22 protein-coding genes are annotated in these 16,626 nt (G+C 67.2%); 17 read left to right on the top strand and 5 right to left on the bottom strand.

Annotated features, from left to right (window positions below; translation table 11 throughout):
- The first annotated feature begins 7 nt into the window (after positions 1 to 7).
- Positions 8 to 277 carry a hypothetical protein gene (locus NATOC_RS02465; RefSeq protein WP_015319832.1) on the top strand — a complete coding sequence of 90 codons (270 nt, stop codon included), beginning with the start codon at positions 8 to 10 and terminating at the stop codon, positions 275 to 277.
- A gap of 49 nt (positions 278 to 326) precedes the next feature.
- Positions 327 to 1,055, top strand: coding sequence for a DUF2103 domain-containing protein (locus tag NATOC_RS02460; RefSeq protein WP_015319831.1), 729 nt, complete (start codon positions 327 to 329; stop codon positions 1,053 to 1,055).
- Positions 1,056 to 1,137: 82 nt separating this feature from the next.
- On the opposite strand, the gene NATOC_RS02455 is transcribed toward NATOC_RS02460, so the two are convergent.
- Entirely contained in the window at positions 1,138 to 4,491 is a 3,354-nt protein-coding gene (locus NATOC_RS02455) for a COG1470 family protein (RefSeq protein ID WP_015319830.1), read from the bottom strand.
- A gap of 226 nt (positions 4,492 to 4,717) precedes the next feature.
- Here NATOC_RS02455 and NATOC_RS02450 point away from each other — a divergent pair, with 226 nt between their 5' ends.
- The 5 genes from NATOC_RS02450 to NATOC_RS02430 are packed head-to-tail and all read left to right on the top strand — an operon-like array spanning position 4,718 to position 6,196.
- Positions 4,718 to 4,924, top strand: a complete 207-nt coding sequence (locus tag NATOC_RS02450; RefSeq protein ID WP_015319829.1) for a hypothetical protein — start codon at positions 4,718 to 4,720, stop codon at positions 4,922 to 4,924.
- Positions 4,925 to 4,972: 48 nt separating this feature from the next.
- Positions 4,973 to 5,230, top strand: a complete 258-nt coding sequence (locus NATOC_RS02445; protein ID WP_015319828.1) for an eL43 family ribosomal protein — start codon at positions 4,973 to 4,975, stop codon at positions 5,228 to 5,230.
- Between the two features lie 20 nt (positions 5,231 to 5,250).
- Complete coding sequence (locus NATOC_RS02440) at positions 5,251 to 5,385, top strand: DNA-directed RNA polymerase subunit P (RefSeq protein ID WP_005581305.1); 135 nt, start codon at positions 5,251 to 5,253, stop codon at positions 5,383 to 5,385.
- 6 nt (positions 5,386 to 5,391) lie between these two features.
- Positions 5,392 to 5,664 (top strand): KEOPS complex subunit Pcc1, encoded by a 273-nt coding sequence (locus tag NATOC_RS02435; RefSeq protein ID WP_015319827.1) that lies wholly within the window; start codon positions 5,392 to 5,394, stop codon positions 5,662 to 5,664.
- Between the two features lie 46 nt (positions 5,665 to 5,710).
- Positions 5,711 to 6,196, top strand: coding sequence for a DUF2243 domain-containing protein (locus NATOC_RS02430; RefSeq protein ID WP_015319826.1), 486 nt, complete (start codon positions 5,711 to 5,713; stop codon positions 6,194 to 6,196).
- A 23-nt stretch (positions 6,197 to 6,219) separates the two neighbouring features.
- Here the strand turns inward: NATOC_RS02430 and NATOC_RS02425 are convergent, their stop codons facing one another.
- A complete protein-coding gene (locus tag NATOC_RS02425; RefSeq protein ID WP_015319825.1) occupies positions 6,220 to 7,338 on the bottom strand; it encodes a DUF7350 domain-containing protein in 1,119 nt (372 codons plus the stop codon).
- A 155-nt stretch (positions 7,339 to 7,493) separates the two neighbouring features.
- Between NATOC_RS02425 and NATOC_RS02420 the strand changes: the two genes are divergently transcribed.
- From NATOC_RS02420 to NATOC_RS02405, 4 genes are all read left to right on the top strand, one after another.
- Positions 7,494 to 7,898, top strand: coding sequence for a prefoldin subunit beta (locus NATOC_RS02420; RefSeq protein WP_015319824.1), 405 nt, complete (start codon positions 7,494 to 7,496; stop codon positions 7,896 to 7,898).
- Positions 7,899 to 8,147 carry a DUF3194 domain-containing protein gene (locus tag NATOC_RS02415; protein WP_015319823.1) on the top strand — a complete coding sequence of 83 codons (249 nt, stop codon included), beginning with the start codon at positions 7,899 to 7,901 and terminating at the stop codon, positions 8,145 to 8,147.
- Between the two features lie 140 nt (positions 8,148 to 8,287).
- Positions 8,288 to 9,595 (top strand): GTPase HflX, encoded by a 1,308-nt coding sequence (gene hflX / locus NATOC_RS02410; RefSeq protein ID WP_015319822.1) that lies wholly within the window; start codon positions 8,288 to 8,290, stop codon positions 9,593 to 9,595.
- Positions 9,596 to 9,674: 79 nt separating this feature from the next.
- Positions 9,675 to 10,703 (top strand): LLM class flavin-dependent oxidoreductase, encoded by a 1,029-nt coding sequence (locus NATOC_RS02405; protein ID WP_015319821.1) that lies wholly within the window; start codon positions 9,675 to 9,677, stop codon positions 10,701 to 10,703.
- Positions 10,704 to 10,739: 36 nt separating this feature from the next.
- On the opposite strand, the gene NATOC_RS02400 is transcribed toward NATOC_RS02405, so the two are convergent.
- The 3 genes from NATOC_RS02400 to NATOC_RS02390 all read right to left on the bottom strand — a co-directional run bounded on the left by NATOC_RS02400 (position 10,740) and on the right by NATOC_RS02390 (position 13,250).
- On the bottom strand, positions 10,740 to 10,934 hold the full coding sequence (locus NATOC_RS02400) for a hypothetical protein (RefSeq protein ID WP_015319820.1): 195 nt from the start codon (positions 10,932 to 10,934) through the stop codon (positions 10,740 to 10,742).
- A gap of 169 nt (positions 10,935 to 11,103) precedes the next feature.
- Entirely contained in the window at positions 11,104 to 12,789 is a 1,686-nt protein-coding gene (locus tag NATOC_RS02395) for a bacterio-opsin activator domain-containing protein (protein WP_015319819.1), read from the bottom strand.
- Positions 12,786 to 13,250, bottom strand: a complete 465-nt coding sequence (locus NATOC_RS02390; protein WP_015319818.1) for a response regulator — start codon at positions 13,248 to 13,250, stop codon at positions 12,786 to 12,788. The genes NATOC_RS02395 and NATOC_RS02390 overlap by 4 nt, the downstream gene beginning before the upstream one ends.
- A gap of 559 nt (positions 13,251 to 13,809) precedes the next feature.
- Between NATOC_RS02390 and NATOC_RS02385 the strand changes: the two genes are divergently transcribed.
- From NATOC_RS02385 to NATOC_RS02360, 6 genes are all read left to right on the top strand, one after another.
- Complete coding sequence (locus tag NATOC_RS02385) at positions 13,810 to 14,064, top strand: hypothetical protein (RefSeq protein ID WP_015319817.1); 255 nt, start codon at positions 13,810 to 13,812, stop codon at positions 14,062 to 14,064.
- Between the two features lie 120 nt (positions 14,065 to 14,184).
- On the top strand, positions 14,185 to 14,571 hold the full coding sequence (locus NATOC_RS02380; RefSeq protein WP_015319816.1) for a hypothetical protein: 387 nt from the start codon (positions 14,185 to 14,187) through the stop codon (positions 14,569 to 14,571).
- Between the two features lie 216 nt (positions 14,572 to 14,787).
- Positions 14,788 to 15,135, top strand: a complete 348-nt coding sequence (locus NATOC_RS02375) for a hypothetical protein (RefSeq protein WP_015319815.1) — start codon at positions 14,788 to 14,790, stop codon at positions 15,133 to 15,135.
- A 37-nt stretch (positions 15,136 to 15,172) separates the two neighbouring features.
- Positions 15,173 to 15,451 (top strand): ubiquitin-like small modifier protein 1, encoded by a 279-nt coding sequence (locus NATOC_RS02370; RefSeq protein WP_015319814.1) that lies wholly within the window; start codon positions 15,173 to 15,175, stop codon positions 15,449 to 15,451.
- A gap of 66 nt (positions 15,452 to 15,517) precedes the next feature.
- Complete coding sequence (locus tag NATOC_RS02365; protein ID WP_015319813.1) at positions 15,518 to 16,300, top strand: AzlC family ABC transporter permease; 783 nt, start codon at positions 15,518 to 15,520, stop codon at positions 16,298 to 16,300.
- Positions 16,290 to 16,613 carry an AzlD family protein gene (locus tag NATOC_RS02360; RefSeq protein ID WP_015319812.1) on the top strand — a complete coding sequence of 108 codons (324 nt, stop codon included), beginning with the start codon at positions 16,290 to 16,292 and terminating at the stop codon, positions 16,611 to 16,613. The genes NATOC_RS02365 and NATOC_RS02360 overlap by 11 nt, the downstream gene beginning before the upstream one ends.
- Positions 16,614 to 16,626 lie beyond the last annotated feature (13 nt).

The following is a 16,626-nucleotide window of genomic DNA, read 5'->3' as shown; positions in this document are numbered from 1 at the left end:
GTCTGATATGCCAAACGAAGTGTTCACGACGCCGGACGAGCCGACGGGAGAGTGGGCCGACGTGAGAATGACCGATCCCGCAGCGGGCGAGTGGGACGTCGACGTCATCGTCGCCGGCGGGCAGGTCGAGTACGTCGACCTCCGGGTCAAACCCGAGCTCCTCGCCGGGTTCGTCGACTGTCTCGTCGACGACGTCACCGACGAGGAGGCGCAGTCGATCTTGCGGACCGTCGCCGACCGCCGCGGACTCGAGCTCGTCGACGACCCGGACGTGTAGGGCGAGCGAAAACACGGCCGTTTTACACGCGCCCCTCGAACCACGCGGTATGGAGTGTCGCCACTGTGGCTCGTCCCTCGAGAAACCCGGCGACTTCTGTCTGCGCTGTCGGGAGGAGAACACGGCGGCGATCGTGCTAGAGGCGGGTCGCGAGCGGGCGACGCTGACGATGCTGGCCGACGAGGACGCGGACGACCCCGTGATCGCCGAGACGACGATCACCACCACGCCGGAGGACGGCGAGAACGAGGTCGTCGAGCTGCGGAACTTCGCGGGGCTGCTGGCCGACGAGATCCGACGCAAGCGTCCCGACGAGGTCTACGCCAGCGGCGAGCGAGACGTCGTTCGCGCGGTCAGACGCGACGTCCACCACTCCTTCTACCGAGTCGACGACGAGGATCCCGTCGCTGACGTCCTCGAACGGCGCGGGAATCGTGCGCTCGAGGTCGTCGAGACCCCGCCCGCCGAGAAGATCGGCGGCAGCCACTCGACGCTAATCGGCGGCCGCACCGGGATGCGGGCGATCCAGACCGTCGCGGGCCACCCTCACGTCAAGAAGGTCATTCCGGGGCCGATCGACGCGGGCGGGAAGGGCTCGCAGTCGGGGCTGCGAGCGAAGGTGACCCGCGCCGACGACGGGGGTAACGTGCGGATGCTCATCCGGGACGGCTCGAGCGTTCAAGAGAACCGGGTCGTCACGACCGCGCCGAACCGGGAGCTGGGCGAACGGATCCGCGACGACCTCAACGACGTGCTGACCGACGCGGAGTTCCAGTAGGAGCGACGCCTCGCGGAGACTGGAAGGAATGGCGGATGCAGCGCGAAATCCCGCGACTGCAGGCGTGAGAGGAGATCAGTCTTCAGGCCCCCTCCTCGGACGATTCTGCCGGCGGTCGATCGTCGGGGTCCTGTTCGGCTTCCTCTGCCGCCGACTCCGCCGGCTGGTCGTCCGGAGCGTCCTCCGCAGGGGCTTCGTCCGGTCCCTCCTCGGGCGGGTCGACCGGAGGATCCTCGTCCGGCGGCTCGTCGTCGGGTTCCTCCGGTTCGGGGTCGGCTACGGTAACCCGAACCGACGCGCTGTCGTCGTCGATGCTCGCGGTAACGGTTCGTTCGCCGACGTCTTCCCGTCCCGTTCGGTACGTCAGCGTGACGGACTCGGACTCAGTCGGAGCGAGCGAAACGGACCGGGTATCGAGACCCTGCTGCAGGTCCGTATCCAGCTGGACGACGGTCTCGCCGGCCTCGTCGCCGACGTTTTCGACCTCGGCCGTCGCCTCGAGCACCTCCCCAGCCGGAACCGGGTCGGTCACGTCAAGCGTCGGTATCGTAAACGTCGCCGGCTCGAGAGCGGGGTACTCCCCGGCGGGCTCCGTCTCTGCCCGGAGCGACTCGTCGTAGAGGTACCGCTCGAGGCCGACCTCCCAGACGAGACGCTCCGCGTCGGTCTCCGGTGTCCACTCGACGCGAAACGAGCCCTCCCCGGGTTCGAGCGTGGGCGGCTCGTCCGGCGTCGTTCCCTCGACGAACGCCCCGCCCGCCAGCCCGAGGGCGTTCGGGTTCTCGTAGCCGAACGTCACGGCATAGCGGTCGGCGGTGACGGCTTCGACGTCCTCGAGGGAGATCGTCGGCCGATCGGGTCGGCGCTCGTCCATGCAGTCGAGCGGGTTGGATTCGCGACGTTCGTCCGGATCGAACCAGTTGACGATGATCGAGCCGATGGTCGAACCGAATCCGGCCGACGCCAGCTCGAGGACGAGTTCGTCGTCGGTTCGGTCGACGACTCGGTTCTCCTCGCCGACCCGGACGCGGACCGTCCCCGAAAACGGCGCGTCGACATCGTCGCCGACCGTGATCCCCCAGTGTGCGTTCCCGACGCCGGCCGAATCCACGAAGAGCGTCTCCGCAGTTAGGTCGTCGCCGTCCTCGAAGCTGCCGGCGACCGCAGCCTCCGTACAATCGACGAACTCGATCTCGACTTCCCCGTCGGCGACGCCGCGGACGAGGACCGTTCGCTCGTCCGCGGTGACGGAGCTCTCGACGCGCACCGGAAACTCCTGGTCGTTCTCGACGGGTGCCGTCTCGAAATCTAGCTCGACCGTTTCGGTTTCCCCGGGCTCGATCCGCACGGACGCGGTGTCCACGGCCGTCGGATCGTGGCCGACGATGAACTCGAGGTCCTGCGTGACCGCGCCCTCGCCCTCGTTCTCGACGTCAGCGGTCACCTCGAGCACCTCGCCCGCGTCGACGGGATCGTTGCTCCCCGTGATCGTCACGTCGACGGCAGCGTCGTCCGTTCCGATAACCTCGACGTCGCGAACGGCCGCGTCGCCGTCGCTCGCAACGCGGATGGGGAACTCCTGAGTTCGCCGGACGAGCGCGGTTTCGTACCCCAGCGTGATCGTCTCGGTCGCCCCGCCGTCGACCGTCACCGAGCGGGAATCGACGAGCTGCGGGTCGTGGCCCACGACGAGGTCGATCTCCCGCGTCGTTTCCGAATCCGCGGTATTCTCGAGCTCCACGGTGACCTCGAGGAACTCGCCCGCGGCAACCGGATCGTTCGTCTCGGAAACGCTCACGAGAACGGGCGGCTCGTCGACGTAGACGAACACCGGGATTTCGTCCGCGTCGCCGTCGGTCTCGACTCGCACGGGGAACTCCTGCTCTCGCTCGACGACGGCCGTCTCGTACCCCATCGTGATCGTCTCTGTCGCGCCCGGCTCCACCGAGACGACCCTCGTCTCGACCACGTCCGGATCGTGGCCGACGACGAGTTGCACCTCGGAGTGACGTTCGGAATCGTGGGCGTTCTCGAGTTCGGCGACCACCTCGAGGAACTCCCCCGTTCGGACCGGCGCGTTGGTCTCGGCGATCGTCACGTCGAGCGCGACGTCCTCGGTTCCGACCACCTCGACCGTCCGTTCGTCGGCGACGTCCTCGACTTCGACCCGTGCAGGGAACGTCTGGGTTCGGCGAACCACGGCGGTCTCGAACTCCAGGTCGACCGTCTCGGTGCCTCCGCCGTCGACCGTCAGCGACTGACTGTCGACCAGCTCCGGGTCGTGACCGACGATCAGGTCCGCCTCCCCCGATCGCTCGTCGGCGGTCGCGTTCTCGACGTCGGCAGTCACCTCGAGCACCTCGCCCGCGTCGATGGGGTCGTTCGTCTCGGTGATCGTCACGTCCAGGGTGTCGTCGGGGTCGCCGACCTCGTCGATTACCCACGGATTCTCGGACGCGACGGCCCCGTCCTCGCCGATCACCCAGACGACGATCGGGCAGGCGTAGCAGCCTCCCGCGAGGCCGATCGACGTCGTGTCTTCGGTTCCGCTGACGTCGGTCGTGTCCAGGACAGTGTCCGAGTGACCGAGCCACCAAACGACGCGCTCGAGGGCGCCGTCCGGCTGGCTCACGTCCAGTTCGAGTTCCGTCGGTTCGCCGCGAACCACTTCAAGCGACTCCTCGGTCGGTCGGTGCTCATCGAGGGACGGGGCTGCGGTTCCGATCTCCGTCACCTCGACCGTCCACGTCGCCCGGGACGTCTCGTCGTCGTCACCGACGGCTGCGGTAACCTCGCGAGTGCCCGGCGACTCGAACGTCTGCTGCCAGTAGTCTACACCTCGGTGGCTGTAGTACGCGCTGTACCAGGGCCCCATCGACCACCCGACGTACTCGCCGTCGACGAACCACTGCGTTCGGCCGCCGTACTCGCCGAGCGCGTCGGATTCGACCTCGAAGAGAACCGTCGTCCCCGGTCGAATCGCAATCTCCGGATCCGGCTCGATCCCTCCGGGATCGAGCTCCGGGACCGCGAGCACGTCGACCGCCCGCTCGTCCGCGTCGTCCTCGGTCTCGGCCCGTACGGAGATCCGCTCGTCCGCTTCGACCGGGGCGGTTCGGTAGCCGCCGAGATCGACTGTCGCGGTATCGCTGGCGTCGACCGTCGTCGTGACTGCCGAGTGACGATCGCCGTCGACGAAGCTCTCGACGGTCGGTCTCGCCGACTCGGTGCCGGCGTTCTCGAGTTCGACGGTCACCTCGAGCAGCGTCCCGCCCTCGACCGGCGCGTTCGTCTCCAGGATCCGAACGCCGACCTGCCCGTCGTCCTCGAGGGCGCTTCCCACCCGGCTCGTGACCCCCCATTCGAGCGCTGCCACACCGCCCGTGAGCGTTGCCGCCAGACTTCCCCCGGCAGCGAGATATCGCCGTCGCCGCATACGCGACCGAACGCGGGCAGAAACCGTAATACATGGTTACAGTCGGTCCTGAGTGTCGTTCTTTCGGACTACCGCTGACCGAAAATTCCGCTTCGTTGCCGTTCGGATCGAGCGAATGGAGACGAACCGCTCGAGCGGGCAAATACTGTCCGGAATCGATGGAAGCGACAGACGCTGCTGGTTGTCAGTCCCTTTTCCGGCCGGGTGTAATTAGATATAATTAGCCATGCTCGAGCGAGCCGACGCGATCCTGGCTGCGATCCCGCTGCTTGCGGTAAGTGGCGTCGCGTTCCAGACGCTGATCGCGGTCTCGGGAATCGGAACGTGGTTGCTCGCCGCACCGCTCGTTTCGGCCGGCCCGTTCGCCGCACTCGCGCTCGTCTTTCGGGAGCTGCTTGCCGGACCCGTCGCCGAACGCGCCGCAAACGAGTAGCCGTGACTCAACAGGTTTAAGAATCCAGTAGCGATAGGTAGCGATACTATGGGTAATCAAGAAGTCGGCAGCGCGGGCCGTTTTGGCGCACGCTACGGTCGCGTCGCTCGACGCCGCGTCAGCGAGATCGAAGACGACATGGAAAACGCCGAGGTCGACGGGGACAGCGTCACCCGCGTCGGCACCGGTATCTGGAAGAACGAAGAGACCGGCGAGGTCTTCACGGGCGGTGCCTACCGGCCGGAGACCCCCGCAGGTCGCACCGTCCAGCGCTCGATCCGCGCTGCGCTGGCCGAGGACGAATAACGCTCTCTCACTCCCTACGCATGAGCTACAAGTGTTCCCGCTGTAAACGCGACGTCCAGCTCGACGAGTACGGCGGCGTACGGTGTCCCTACTGCGGTCACCGCGTCCTCCTGAAGGAACGCAGCCGCGACGTCAAGGAAGTCGACGTCCGATAGCGCACCGTGTCCGCCCACGGCGCGACCCTCGAGTTCGAGTACGACGAGCCGGCTCGGGCCCGCATCGTCGCCGAATCGGTCGCCCGCGAGATCGGCGAGATCGACGACGAGCGCTCGGCGACGACGATCGATCGCGAGGACGCCCTCGTCCGTATCGAGATCGAGGCCGCGGATCCCGTTGCGCTCCGCGCGGCGCTGAACACCTGGTTCTCGCTGATCGAGGTCGCCGAGCGGGTCGCTGACGTCGGCGACCGGGCGCACGCGTCGTCAGGGACGTAGCAGTCGTCGGCAGGTCGCTTTTGCCCGCGCTCGTCGAGGGTTCCGTATGACGACTGCTTCCGGAGCCGCGAGCTCGCGGCGCGTCCTGCTCGCGGGCGGAACGACCGGGTTCGGGTTCGGTGCGGTTATCGACGTCGTGATCTTCCATCTCACCCTGCAGACTCACCACCTGCTGTCGGGAATCTACGATCCGTACAGCCTCGACGGGATGCGCACGAACGTCATGTTCGACGGGCTGTTCCTGTTTGCCATGCTCGGGGTTATGGGCGTCGGGCTCGGCCTCACCTGGCGGCTCGTCAACGGCACCGACGTCCGGCTCTCGACGACGTACCTCGTCGGTGCGATCGTCGTCGGCGCGGGCGCGTTCAACGTCTTCGACGGCGTCGTCAGCCACTACGTCCTCGATCTTCACAACGTCGTCCACGGCACGGAAGCCTGGAACCCCCACTGGCTCGCGGTGAGCGTGCTCATGCTCGCCGTCGGACTCCTCGTGCTCCGGTTCGCCGACGGCCACACGGCCCGGAGCGACTGAGAGAGCGCGCTTTGCTCGGCTCGCTACTCGAGGTCGATCGCCAGCGTCGCGGGTTCGCGGTCGAAAAACGCCGTCTCGTACCCCTCGTGACGTGAGAGCTGTGGCGTCGCGTCGAGGACCACTGCCAGCTCCGCCGTCGCCTCGAGCCGCTCGCGCTCGAGGACGGCGCCGTAGTGGTGACCCAGTTCGGCGTCGAGTCGCTCCGTGAGCGCCGTCGTCTCCCCGGGCGACCCGTCCCGAACCGGGGCGACCGACAGTCCCGCGAACGGAACCGGGAACTCGTTGTGCCGAGTGTGCACGCTCACGACCACGGCGATCTCGTCGCCGTCCGAGTCGTCGAGGCCGATGCCGAACTCGAGATCCCCGCTGCGGGCGGTGCCGAGCCACGCGTCGACGGCGTCCTCGAGGATCGGTTCTCGAGCGTCTCCGTGGTCGTCGTGGTTCTCGTGTTGGCCGTGGCCGTTCCCCGACTCGTGGTCGTGGCCGCTCTCCGATCCGTGGTCGTGGGCCATCGGCTCGACCGCCCCGGCCTCGCCTCGCCCCTCGTCCTCGTCGATCAGTCGCCGCTCGAGCGACTCGATCTCCTCGGCCGCGTACTCGAACTCGACGTCGACGGTCCGGGCGGTTTCGAGTCGATCGGCGAGTCCACCGGTCGCCTCGACGTCCGCCGGGTCGATCTTGACCGTCACGGTACGGGGGCCGTCCCCGCCCAGCGGAACGTTGTCGCCGTAGTGAAACCCCATCCGCTGGGAGAGCATCGGCCACAGGGCGCGCCCGTCGATTCGCTCCTCGGGGCCTCGGACCGTCGTCTCGACCGACGTCGGAACGGGGAGCCCGGTCTCGGCGTCGGCAACCGTCGCCATCAGGTGAACGTCGTGGTGCTCCCGGACGTCCGCGCGCGTCCGCTCCTCGCCCGCGACCGTCCAGAACGAGTGGGGCCGCGTCGCCGCCAGCGAGACTGCAAGGCCGTCGACGGTCGCGTCGCCCAGCGGGAGCATCTCGTCGACTTTCGGCGGGACGTAGACGCCGCCGGGCGGATCGACGACGAGCTCGCGCCAGGCGTCCTCGCGCTCGAGGACGTCGAGACAGCCCGCGAGCGACAGCGAGAGCCCGCCGGCTGCGAGGACGTCGCGGCGTCGCATTACCGGAGGGAGGGGTGCAGAACGGATAGGCGTCGAGGTTGCAGCTTCAGCCACAGTCACGGATCGCCGGGAGGGCTGTGCCCGCGATCCGGCGGAGTCGGCTCCGACGGGAAACAAAGATGGGGTTTATCAGTCCGGAGGGCGACGGTCGAGACATGCAAGGAAACCTGCCGCCGGAAGCACAGGAGAAAATCGAACAGCTCCAGGGCCTTCAGGAGACCGCCCAGGAAGTCGCCGTCCAGAAACAGCAGGCCGAGACGAACCTCGAGGAAGCCGAGAGCGCCCTCGACGAGCTCGACAACATCGACGAGGAGACGACGATGTACCGCAACGTCGGCGAGCTGTTCGTCGAGACCGACTACGACACGGCCGAGGACGACCTCGAGGAGAAGGTCGACTCCCTCGAGATCCGACTCGAGACCCTCGAGAAACAGGAAGAGCGCGTCCAGGAGCAGTTCGAGGAGCTTCAGGACGAGCTCGAGGAGATGCTCGGCGGCGCTGGCGGCGGTATGGGCGGCGGTCCGGCCGGTCCGGGCGGCCCCGGTGCCGGCGGCGCGTAGATGCCAAGCGAGGAGCCGACCGACGAGGAGATCGTCCAGACCGCCTCCGACGCGGCGGAGGGGCTGATCTTCTCCCGGTACAAACAGTCCGACGTCCGCGACTGTGACGTCACGGTCAGCTTCGAGGACGGCGTCCTCGAAGTTGACGTCTATCTGAACGCTCCCGAGGACGACGCCGACCCCGAGCAGGTCGCCGACGATGCGGCCCTCGCCGCGCGTGAGGCCGTCGACGAGCTGTTCGCGGAGTAAGGCGTTCGGACCGATTCTTTCGACCGTCGAGAAACAGCGTCCTGCGCTCCCACCCACTACGTCACCGTATCGCACACCCGGAGCCGAGTAGCGAAACGCCCGGCTCGTCGGACACCGAACCATCCTCGATACCGAAACCCATGTCACGCTCAGCACCCAGCCAGACCGCACGCGCAGTCGTCGCGAAGCGAGCCCCGAACGCACCCGTCGAGACCGACGAGATCGAGTCACTCGCCCGGGCCAACGGGGACGACGTCGTCGCGACCGTCACCCAGGTCGGGCCGAACGACTCCGGAACCTACCTCGGCAGCGGCAAGCTCGACGAGCTCGCGACCGTCGTCGCGGACCGCGAAGCCGATCGCGTCGTCGTCGACGACGGGCTCACACCCGACCAGCACCACACCATCGAGCGACGGATGCCCGCGGAGACGGTCGTCGTCGATCGCTACCGGCTCGTCCTCGAGCTCTTCGAGAGCCAGGCGGGCACCCGGCGCGCCCAGCTCCAGGTCGAGCTCGCACGCCTGCAGTACGACCTGCCGCGGGTGATCGCTGCGGCCGACGAGGGGATGTTGAACCAGCAGACCGAGAAGGGGTCCCGAATCTACGACGTCGAGGAGCGGATCGACCGTCTCGAGACCAAACTCGAGGAGCTGCCCGACCCGGCCGAGCAGTTCCGAGAGCGTCGCCGCGAGGAAGGGTTCGACCTTGTCACACTGGCGGGGTATACGAACGCCGGGAAATCGACGCTGCTACACCGGCTGGCCGACGACATGTCCCTCGAGGACCGCGACGAGGACGCCCCCGCGGACGACGGGGACGCGACGGCGGCGATCGAGGACCGACTGTTCGAGACCCTCGAGACGACGACCCGGCGGGCGACTCTCGACGGGCGTCCCGCCCTCGTCACCGACACGGTCGGGTTCGTCGACGAGCTCCCCCACGAGCTAGTCGAGTCGTTTAGCTCGACGCTGTCGGAGGCGGCCGCGGCCGACGTCGTCGTCCTCGTCGCCGACGCGAGCGACGACCTAGAGCGGTTCCGGAACCGGCTCTCGGTATCGCTCGACGTCCTCGCGGCCCAGGGCGTCGACGCCGAGCGGATCGTCCCGGTGGTGAACAAGGCCGACGCGCTGTCCGACGCCGAGCGCCGACGACGGTACTCGACGGCGAGCGATCTCGTCCCCGAGGACGCGGCGACGCCGATCCTCGCGAGCGTCCTCGCGGGGACCAACGTCGAGGACGTCCGCGACGCGATCCGGGAGCGGTTCCCGGAGGAGCGGGCGACGCTTACCCTTCCGAACACCGACGCGGCGATGTCGCTGGTCTCGACGGCCCACGACCGAACGACCGTCGAGTCGGTCGACTACGAGGGCGAAACCGTCGAGCTCGCCTGTCGGGGTCGTCCCGACGTCCTCGAGCGGCTACGAGGACGGGCCGAGCAACTCGAGTGACGTCACGGAAGCGCCACCGATCGAGGGCGTTTCGCCGCCGACCGAACGGTTATTCAGCCCGCGGCCCCGACCGTCCGTCGTGAATCTCTCGATCGTCGATCTCGCGCCGGTACGGGACGGGGAGAGTGCGACCGAGGCCTACGAACACAGTACGGAGCTCGCCCGCCTCGCCGAGGAGCTGGGCTACTCCCGGTACTGGATGGCCGAACACCACGGGCTGGCCGACTCGATTGCCAGCACAACGCCCGAGGTGTTGATCGCCCACCTCGCCGCGAAGACTGACGAGATCCGGGTCGGCTCCGGAACCGTCCTGTTGAACCACTACAGTCCGTTCAAGGTCGCCGAGACGTTCAGCTCGCTCGACGCGCTGGCGCCCGGTCGGGTCGATCTCGGCCTGGGTCGGGCGACGGGAATGCCCGCCGTCGACCGGGCGCTCGGTACCGAACGGCGCAAGCGCAACCCCGACAAGGACCACGCCGAGAAGATCGAGGCCGCCGCGAGCCATCTCTACGACGGGTTCGAGGAGGACCACCCCTACGCCGATATCCGGCTCCCGCGTTCGGCCGAGGACGCGCCCGAGCTGTGGGTGCTCGGCTCGAGCCCCTCGAGCGCGAAGATCGCCGGCAAGCTCGGACTTCAGTACTGCTTCGCCGCGTTCATCAGGCCCCAGCTCGCCGAGCAGGCCTTCGAGACCTACCGGGACAGTTTCGAGTCCTCCGCGTTCGGCGCCGGCCCCGACGAGCCGTCGGGGATGCTCGCGGTGAACGCGGTCTGTGCCGAGACCGACGAGAAGGCGGCGCGACTGCGGGCGACCGCCGAGGCGTCCTACAAGCGGATGCAGCAGGGGGTCGTCGGCTCTATGCCACCTGTCGAGGAAGCGATCGACGAGCTCGGCGGCGTCCCCGAGCCGACGCCGTCCCCGCTTCCGGAGGGGGAGTGGCCCCGATCGATCTCGGGGAGTCCGGAGACGATGCAGGATCTGCTCGAACAGCTCACCGATCGGGTCGGCGTCGACGACGTAATCGTCCAGAACCTCATCGCGGACCACGACGACGTGTGCCGCTCGCACGAACTGCTCGCCGAGGCGGTCGGCCTGGAAGCGAACTAGCCACGCTCACGACGGTGGGGGCGGATCGAGGATTCGTTACCAGTGAGCCAGCAGGTTAGCCAGGTCGGCCCCGATCGCGAACGGAAGCGACAGGAACACCGCCGCGTACACGAACGCAACCAGAAGCGTATCGCGGACGCTTCGGTCGGGAAAGGCCTCCGACGTCATCGAATGCCAAACTGCCTCCAGCAGCGCCGTCGTCTCTCCGAACGCCTGTTCGGTCCCGGTCATCGTCGGTGTTTACCCCCGTAACGGGCTCTCATGGTAACACTCACCTTCCCATGAGGGTTCGATCCGCATAACTGTCCCCGTTGCATTACACGAAGAAGCCCACGACTTTAGTCGTGGGAGAAGTCACGAAGGTGTTCGGCTGCGGGGGATCGGCCCGGCCATCGACCGATTACTCGCCAAGCACAGAATCGAAGAACTTCCGCTCGGAGGTCCGCAGGTGCTGGTTGAAGGTCGCCGGCGAGATTCCGAGGCGGTCGGCGATCTCCTCGCCCGTGCTCTCGCGGGGCCAGTCGAAGTAGCCCGCGAAGTAGGCCGTCTCGAGGGCGGCCCGCTGTTTTTCCGTGAGATCGCTCTCGAGGACGGACTCCGAGCCCGACTCCGAGCGTTCGCTCCGTTCGGTGGTCCGCTGTGCGAGGTAGGTGACGTCCGAACGGTGCTCCTTGAGCAGTTCGATCATCTGGCGAGTGTCTCGGCCGCGGGGGAGTTCGACGACGAACCGGAACTCGCCGTCTTCGATCGTCGCCGACTCGACGCGGCCGCCGTGGGTCGCGATCGTTTCGAACAGCGAGACCGCGGTCGGCGCGACGAGTTCGAACTCGAAGTAGTCCTTTCGGGCCGAGAGAACTCGTGCGTCGCCGAGCCCGTCGGTCTCCTCGATCGTCTCGAGGAACGTCTCCTGATCGAGATCCGTCGCGGAGCCATAGACCAGCAGCGTCTCGTCGCCGTGGATCATCTGGTCGAACCGGATCGTACACGATTCCTCCGTGGAGAGGGCGATGAGTTCGGGGGCCATCTCCTCGATGCGGAACTCGAGTTCGATGACGGCGTCGCTGACCAGCGCGTCCTTGCGTTCGATCGCGGTGATCGCGTGGGCGATGACGTCGCCGATCCGCGAGAGGATCGTCGCCTCGGCGTCCGTGAACGAACGGACCGACTCCGAGTAGACGTTCAACACGCCGTAAACGAGGTCTTCGTGGACGATCGGGATCGCGATCGACGACCGGTACCCCCGATCGCTCGCAGCTTCTTTCCAGGGGCCAAACGTCTCGTCGGTCTGCGTGTCGTCGGCCACCTGTACCTCCCCGGTCCGGATCGCCGTTCCGGACGGTCCCTGCCCCCGTTCGTCCTCCGGATCGGCCGTGACCTCGATCTCGTCGAGGTAGCCGTCTTCGGCGCCGGCCGCAGCCGTCGGCTCGATCCGATCGCTGCCGGGGTTGACGCTGCCCAGCCAGGCGAATCGGTAGCCGTCGTCCTCGACGAGTCGGTCACAGACCTCCTGTTCGAGCTCCGCGCGGGTCTCGGTCGTGATCACCGCGTGGGTGATGTCGTGACCGATCCGGTTGAGCCGGTTGAGCGACTCGAGCTGCTCGCGCTGGCGGCGGCGCTGTCGTTCCTGGTGGGCCCGCTCGATCGCGTGATGGATCGTTCGAATCAGCAACTCGTCGGTGACCTCGTCTTTGACGAGGAAGTCCTGGGCGCCGCTTTGAATCGCCTGAACGCCGACCTCCTGATCGCTGACCCCGGTGAAGACGACGATCGGCGTCTCGTTGGCGATCGTCGAGACCGACTCGAGGGTATCGAGCCCGCGGCTGTCGGGGAGGTTGAGATCGAGCAAGACGAGGTCCGGTGGCGAGGACTCCAGGGTCTCGATGCCGTCCTCGAGGCGGTCCTCGTGAATCACCGTCGGTGCCTGATTCGTCGACTCGTCTGGGTTGACCCGCTGAGTGAGCTCGGTCGCGTCCCGGAGCATCTCCTGGATCAGCCGGGCGTCACCGGGGTTGTCCTCGATCAACAGAAGCTCGAGCGTCCCGCCGACGTCGGTGTCGTCGCCCGCCCTGGAAACAGAGTCGCTCATTGGTCGTCATCCTCCGGCGGGAGTCGAACGACGGAGAACCAGAACTTCTCGAAGGCCCGAACCGTCTCGATGAACTCGTCGGGGTCGACCGGTTTCGTCAGGTAGGCGTTCGCGTGTAGCTCGTAGGATCTGGCGATATCCTCCTCGGCCCGGGAACTCGTCAGAACGATCACCGGGATCGACTGCAGCTCCGGATCGTCCTTGAGTTCCGCGAGGACTTCCTCGCCGTCCTTGCGGGGGAGATTGAGATCGAGCAAGACGAGATCGGGACGCGGGGCGTCCTCGTACTCGCCGCGCTGGCGGAGAAAATCCAGCGCATCGCTGCCGTCCGAGACAGTATGGAGGTCGTTGTCGATCCGACCCTGCTTGAACGCCTCTCGGGTCAGTCGGACGTCGCCCGGGTTGTCCTCGACCAGAAGCAGCTGGGCCGGTTCGGGAGTGTGCTGTCCTGCCTCGCTCATTGCTGTTCGATTCGTCCTCGAGGCTGGTCTCTGCTTCGGTTTCGTGGGTAGACGACGCGACCCGACGCGGACCACGACGGTCCATACCGGTCGGCGTCCGGCGTCGCGGAACCCGCCGCGAAACCGCAGCGGGCGCGGCTGTTCGGAGACAAGGTTACCTTTCCCGTTGTCGACGGAGACGGATATACGTGCGGGCTGCATGGGCGGCGGACTTTTCCGGTTTCGATGGCGACCCGAGCACCGTCCTCGCGGTGAGAGCAGGATCGTGGCAGTTCGGTATCGTGGTATCTGATATATATCGAGCGGATCGACCGACCGGCTCTCATCTAGCACGACTCGTCACCCGAAACCTGCTCCACCGGTACCTCAGGGGATATCCAGCCCCACCGGTTTCGATCACGGAGAGACAACTCCGGGGCGACGCTCGGAGCTTCGAGAACGCGGGCGCCGACGAATCGAGAACCGGGGCGGCGACCGCGGATGGAGTACGCGGATGTAGAACCGTTCTCGGAAGAGGGATACTCCCCGAGTCAGCCGCTGGATCCCGATACCATCTCCGATGGGTGGGTCAGATCCGCTGCGGAACGTTGCTACCCCGCTCGGCACGCAGATGTTCGTCGTTCCGAGCGTCCTGGCACACGAACCGGGGATCCTCGAAGCAGGTCCGTTGCTCGCCGCGATGGGACGTGGCGTGTATACGATCGCTGCGGGCGAGGTCCCGGTCGATAGTCTCGGCTCGTCGACGATCGGAATCGAGCGCCGCGTTCCACGCTCGAATCGCCGTCCTCTCATGCTTGGAGAGGACGCCCGGTAGCGAGGGTTCGGAGCGGTAAATCATATACCGCGATATCGAATCGAAGGGAGAACGTTCGGCGCGCCGAGGACGACGGTCCCGGCTAGTGGTTTCATACCGGTCCCGTTCGTACGGGCGCCCATGGACGAGATCTCACTCGGCGTGCCGGAACCGCTGCTCGACCGACTGCCGGAAGAGGACGACGCCGCCGCGGCCGATATGCAAGAGGCCGTCGGTGGCTGGGAGCAACAGCTCAACCGCGTTCTCGAGGAGTCCGAGGACGAACGCGAGGCCGCGAGCCGCGTCCTCGAGGCAGTCGACCGCTTCGAGGAACGCTACCAGACCTACGACGAGCTGGTGCCCGAGCTACGGGCGTGGGGACAGTCGCCGATCTACGCGATCGCGTGGCGGACGCTGTATGCCGACGTCGTCGCCCAGCTGTACGAACACGACGAGCTCGGCGAGCACCTAGAACAGGAGCGAAACGTGCGGCTGGTCGAGGACGGGATCCGTCTCCAGGATCTCTGAGGGCGCGTCACGTTCTCGCGATCGCGGATCGAAGCGTTGCTGATCGACGAGCGAACGCCTCGACCGATAGCTGACCGTGCTCGCCGGTCGTTCCCCACGAACCGGCGTTATCAGCACGGTCGACCGCTGGTACGAACGGTGTCGCCACCGTGAGGGTCGTGATCGGTACGCGAACGCATCCCAAGCGTTCAAATCCCGTGACTTGCTAGAACGGGTATGGAGTTCGCCGTCTCGCGCGAGGGAACGACGCTCGTGACACTACACGGAGGAAGCGATACGACCGCCCGCGAGGACGCGGTCGCGAAACTCGAGGAAACGTTCGAATCGCTCGCGGCCGAGGACGTCCTCGTCGACTGGGCGATCGAGGATGCGGCGGTCCGCGAGCATCCGACCGCGCCGTTCGACCCGTACACGATCGCGGTCGAGTTCGACGTCGTCGTCACCGTCGAGGCCGACGACGCCGACGAAGCGGGCGAGCGCGGCGCCGAGGCGATCGACGCGGCGTTGACCGACGCGGGCGTCGACTCGGTCACCTACCGGTCCTCGCCGACGGCGTCGGCCTGAGAGCCGGACTTATGGTGTCGGCCTCCAACCATGCGGTATGGAACTCGATCTACGGTTCTTCGCCACCTTTCGCGAGGCGGTCGGGCAGAAGGAGCTGACGTCCTCGTTCGAAGACGGCGCGACGGTCGGGGACGTCCTGGGCGAACTCGAGGCCGAGTACGACGACCTCGAGGACCAGCTGCTCGAGGACGGAGCGATCCGAGCCCAGCTGAGCGTGCTGAAAAACGGTCGCGACGTCGTCCACATGGAGGGCCCCGACACGATCCTCGAGGACGGCGACACGCTGTCGGTGTTCCCGCCGGTCGCGGGCGGTTGAGCGACGCGATGATCGGGACCGGTTTCGAGAGGGACTTATAGATCGTTCCCGGAGTCTCCGATGGTGATGGAGATCGAGTCAGAGACGAACGTGAGCGACGGCGACAGCGATGGCGACGCCGTCGAAGATCCCGAGGGAGCGACCGGCCAGACCGACGGCACCGAACCGGTGACCTTCGGTCGAGAGGGGATCCGCGAGGGGCTGCTGACCTGTCTGCCCGTCGCCGTCGGCGTCGGCGGCTACGGCGTGGCCTTCGGCGTGCTGGCGAGCCAGGTCGGGTTGAGCGTCGCGGAGGCGACGCTGATGAGCGCCGTCGTCGTCGCCGGCGCCTCCCAGATCGTCGCCGTCGAGCTGTGGGCCGATCCGATCCCGATCGCGGCGATCGTGATCACGACGTTCGCGATCAACCTGCGGTACTCGCTGATGGGCGCGGCGCTCCAGCCCTGGTTCAAGCGGCTCTCGCCCGGGAAGGCCTACGGCAGCCTGTTTTTCATGGCCGACGAGAACTGGGCGCTGACGATGCGGGACTTCCGGTCGGGCAACGGACGCGGCGCCTTCCTGCTGGGCAGCGGGATCGCGATCTGGACCTTCTGGGTCGGTTCGACGATCGTCGGCGCCGTCGCGGGCGAGGCGATCGGCGATCCCGCACAGTACGGGTTCGACTTCGTCCTCGCGGCCGTGTTCCTCGCGCTGGCAGCCGAGCTCTGGGAGGGGCAGTCGACGCTCGTCCCCTGGCTGGCCTCGCTGGGCGTCGCCCTCGTCGCCGCGGAACTGCTCCCGGGCCAGTGGTACATCCTGCTTGGCGGGTTCGCCGCCGCGCTCGTGGAGGTGATCCGCCATGATCGGTGACACACTCGCACTCTCGCTCGACCCAGTCGTCGTCGGCGTCATCCTCGTGATGGCGGTCGTCACCTACGCCACCAAGACCGGCGGCCTCTGGCTGCTCAACCGGATCGAGGCGAGCGAACGCCTCGAGGCCGCCCTCTCGGTGTTGCCCGGCGCGATCGTGATCGCCGTCCTCGGACCGGAGCTCGCCTCGGGCGGCCCCGCCGAGTGGGGCGCCGGTGTCCTCGTCGTCGCCGTGATGTGGCGCACCGAAAGCATCCTGCTTGCGCTGTGTACCGGCGTCGTCTCGGTCGTCCTGCTCAGAGGGCTACTCTGAGACGGACTCCTGT

The sequence above is a fragment of the Natronococcus occultus SP4 genome (genome assembly GCF_000328685.1).
GTDB classification, from domain to species: Archaea; Halobacteriota; Halobacteria; order Halobacteriales; family Natrialbaceae; genus Natronococcus; species Natronococcus occultus.
The sequence above is the reverse complement of the archived record's forward strand: the minus strand, read 5'-3'. Positions and strand labels throughout refer to the sequence as shown.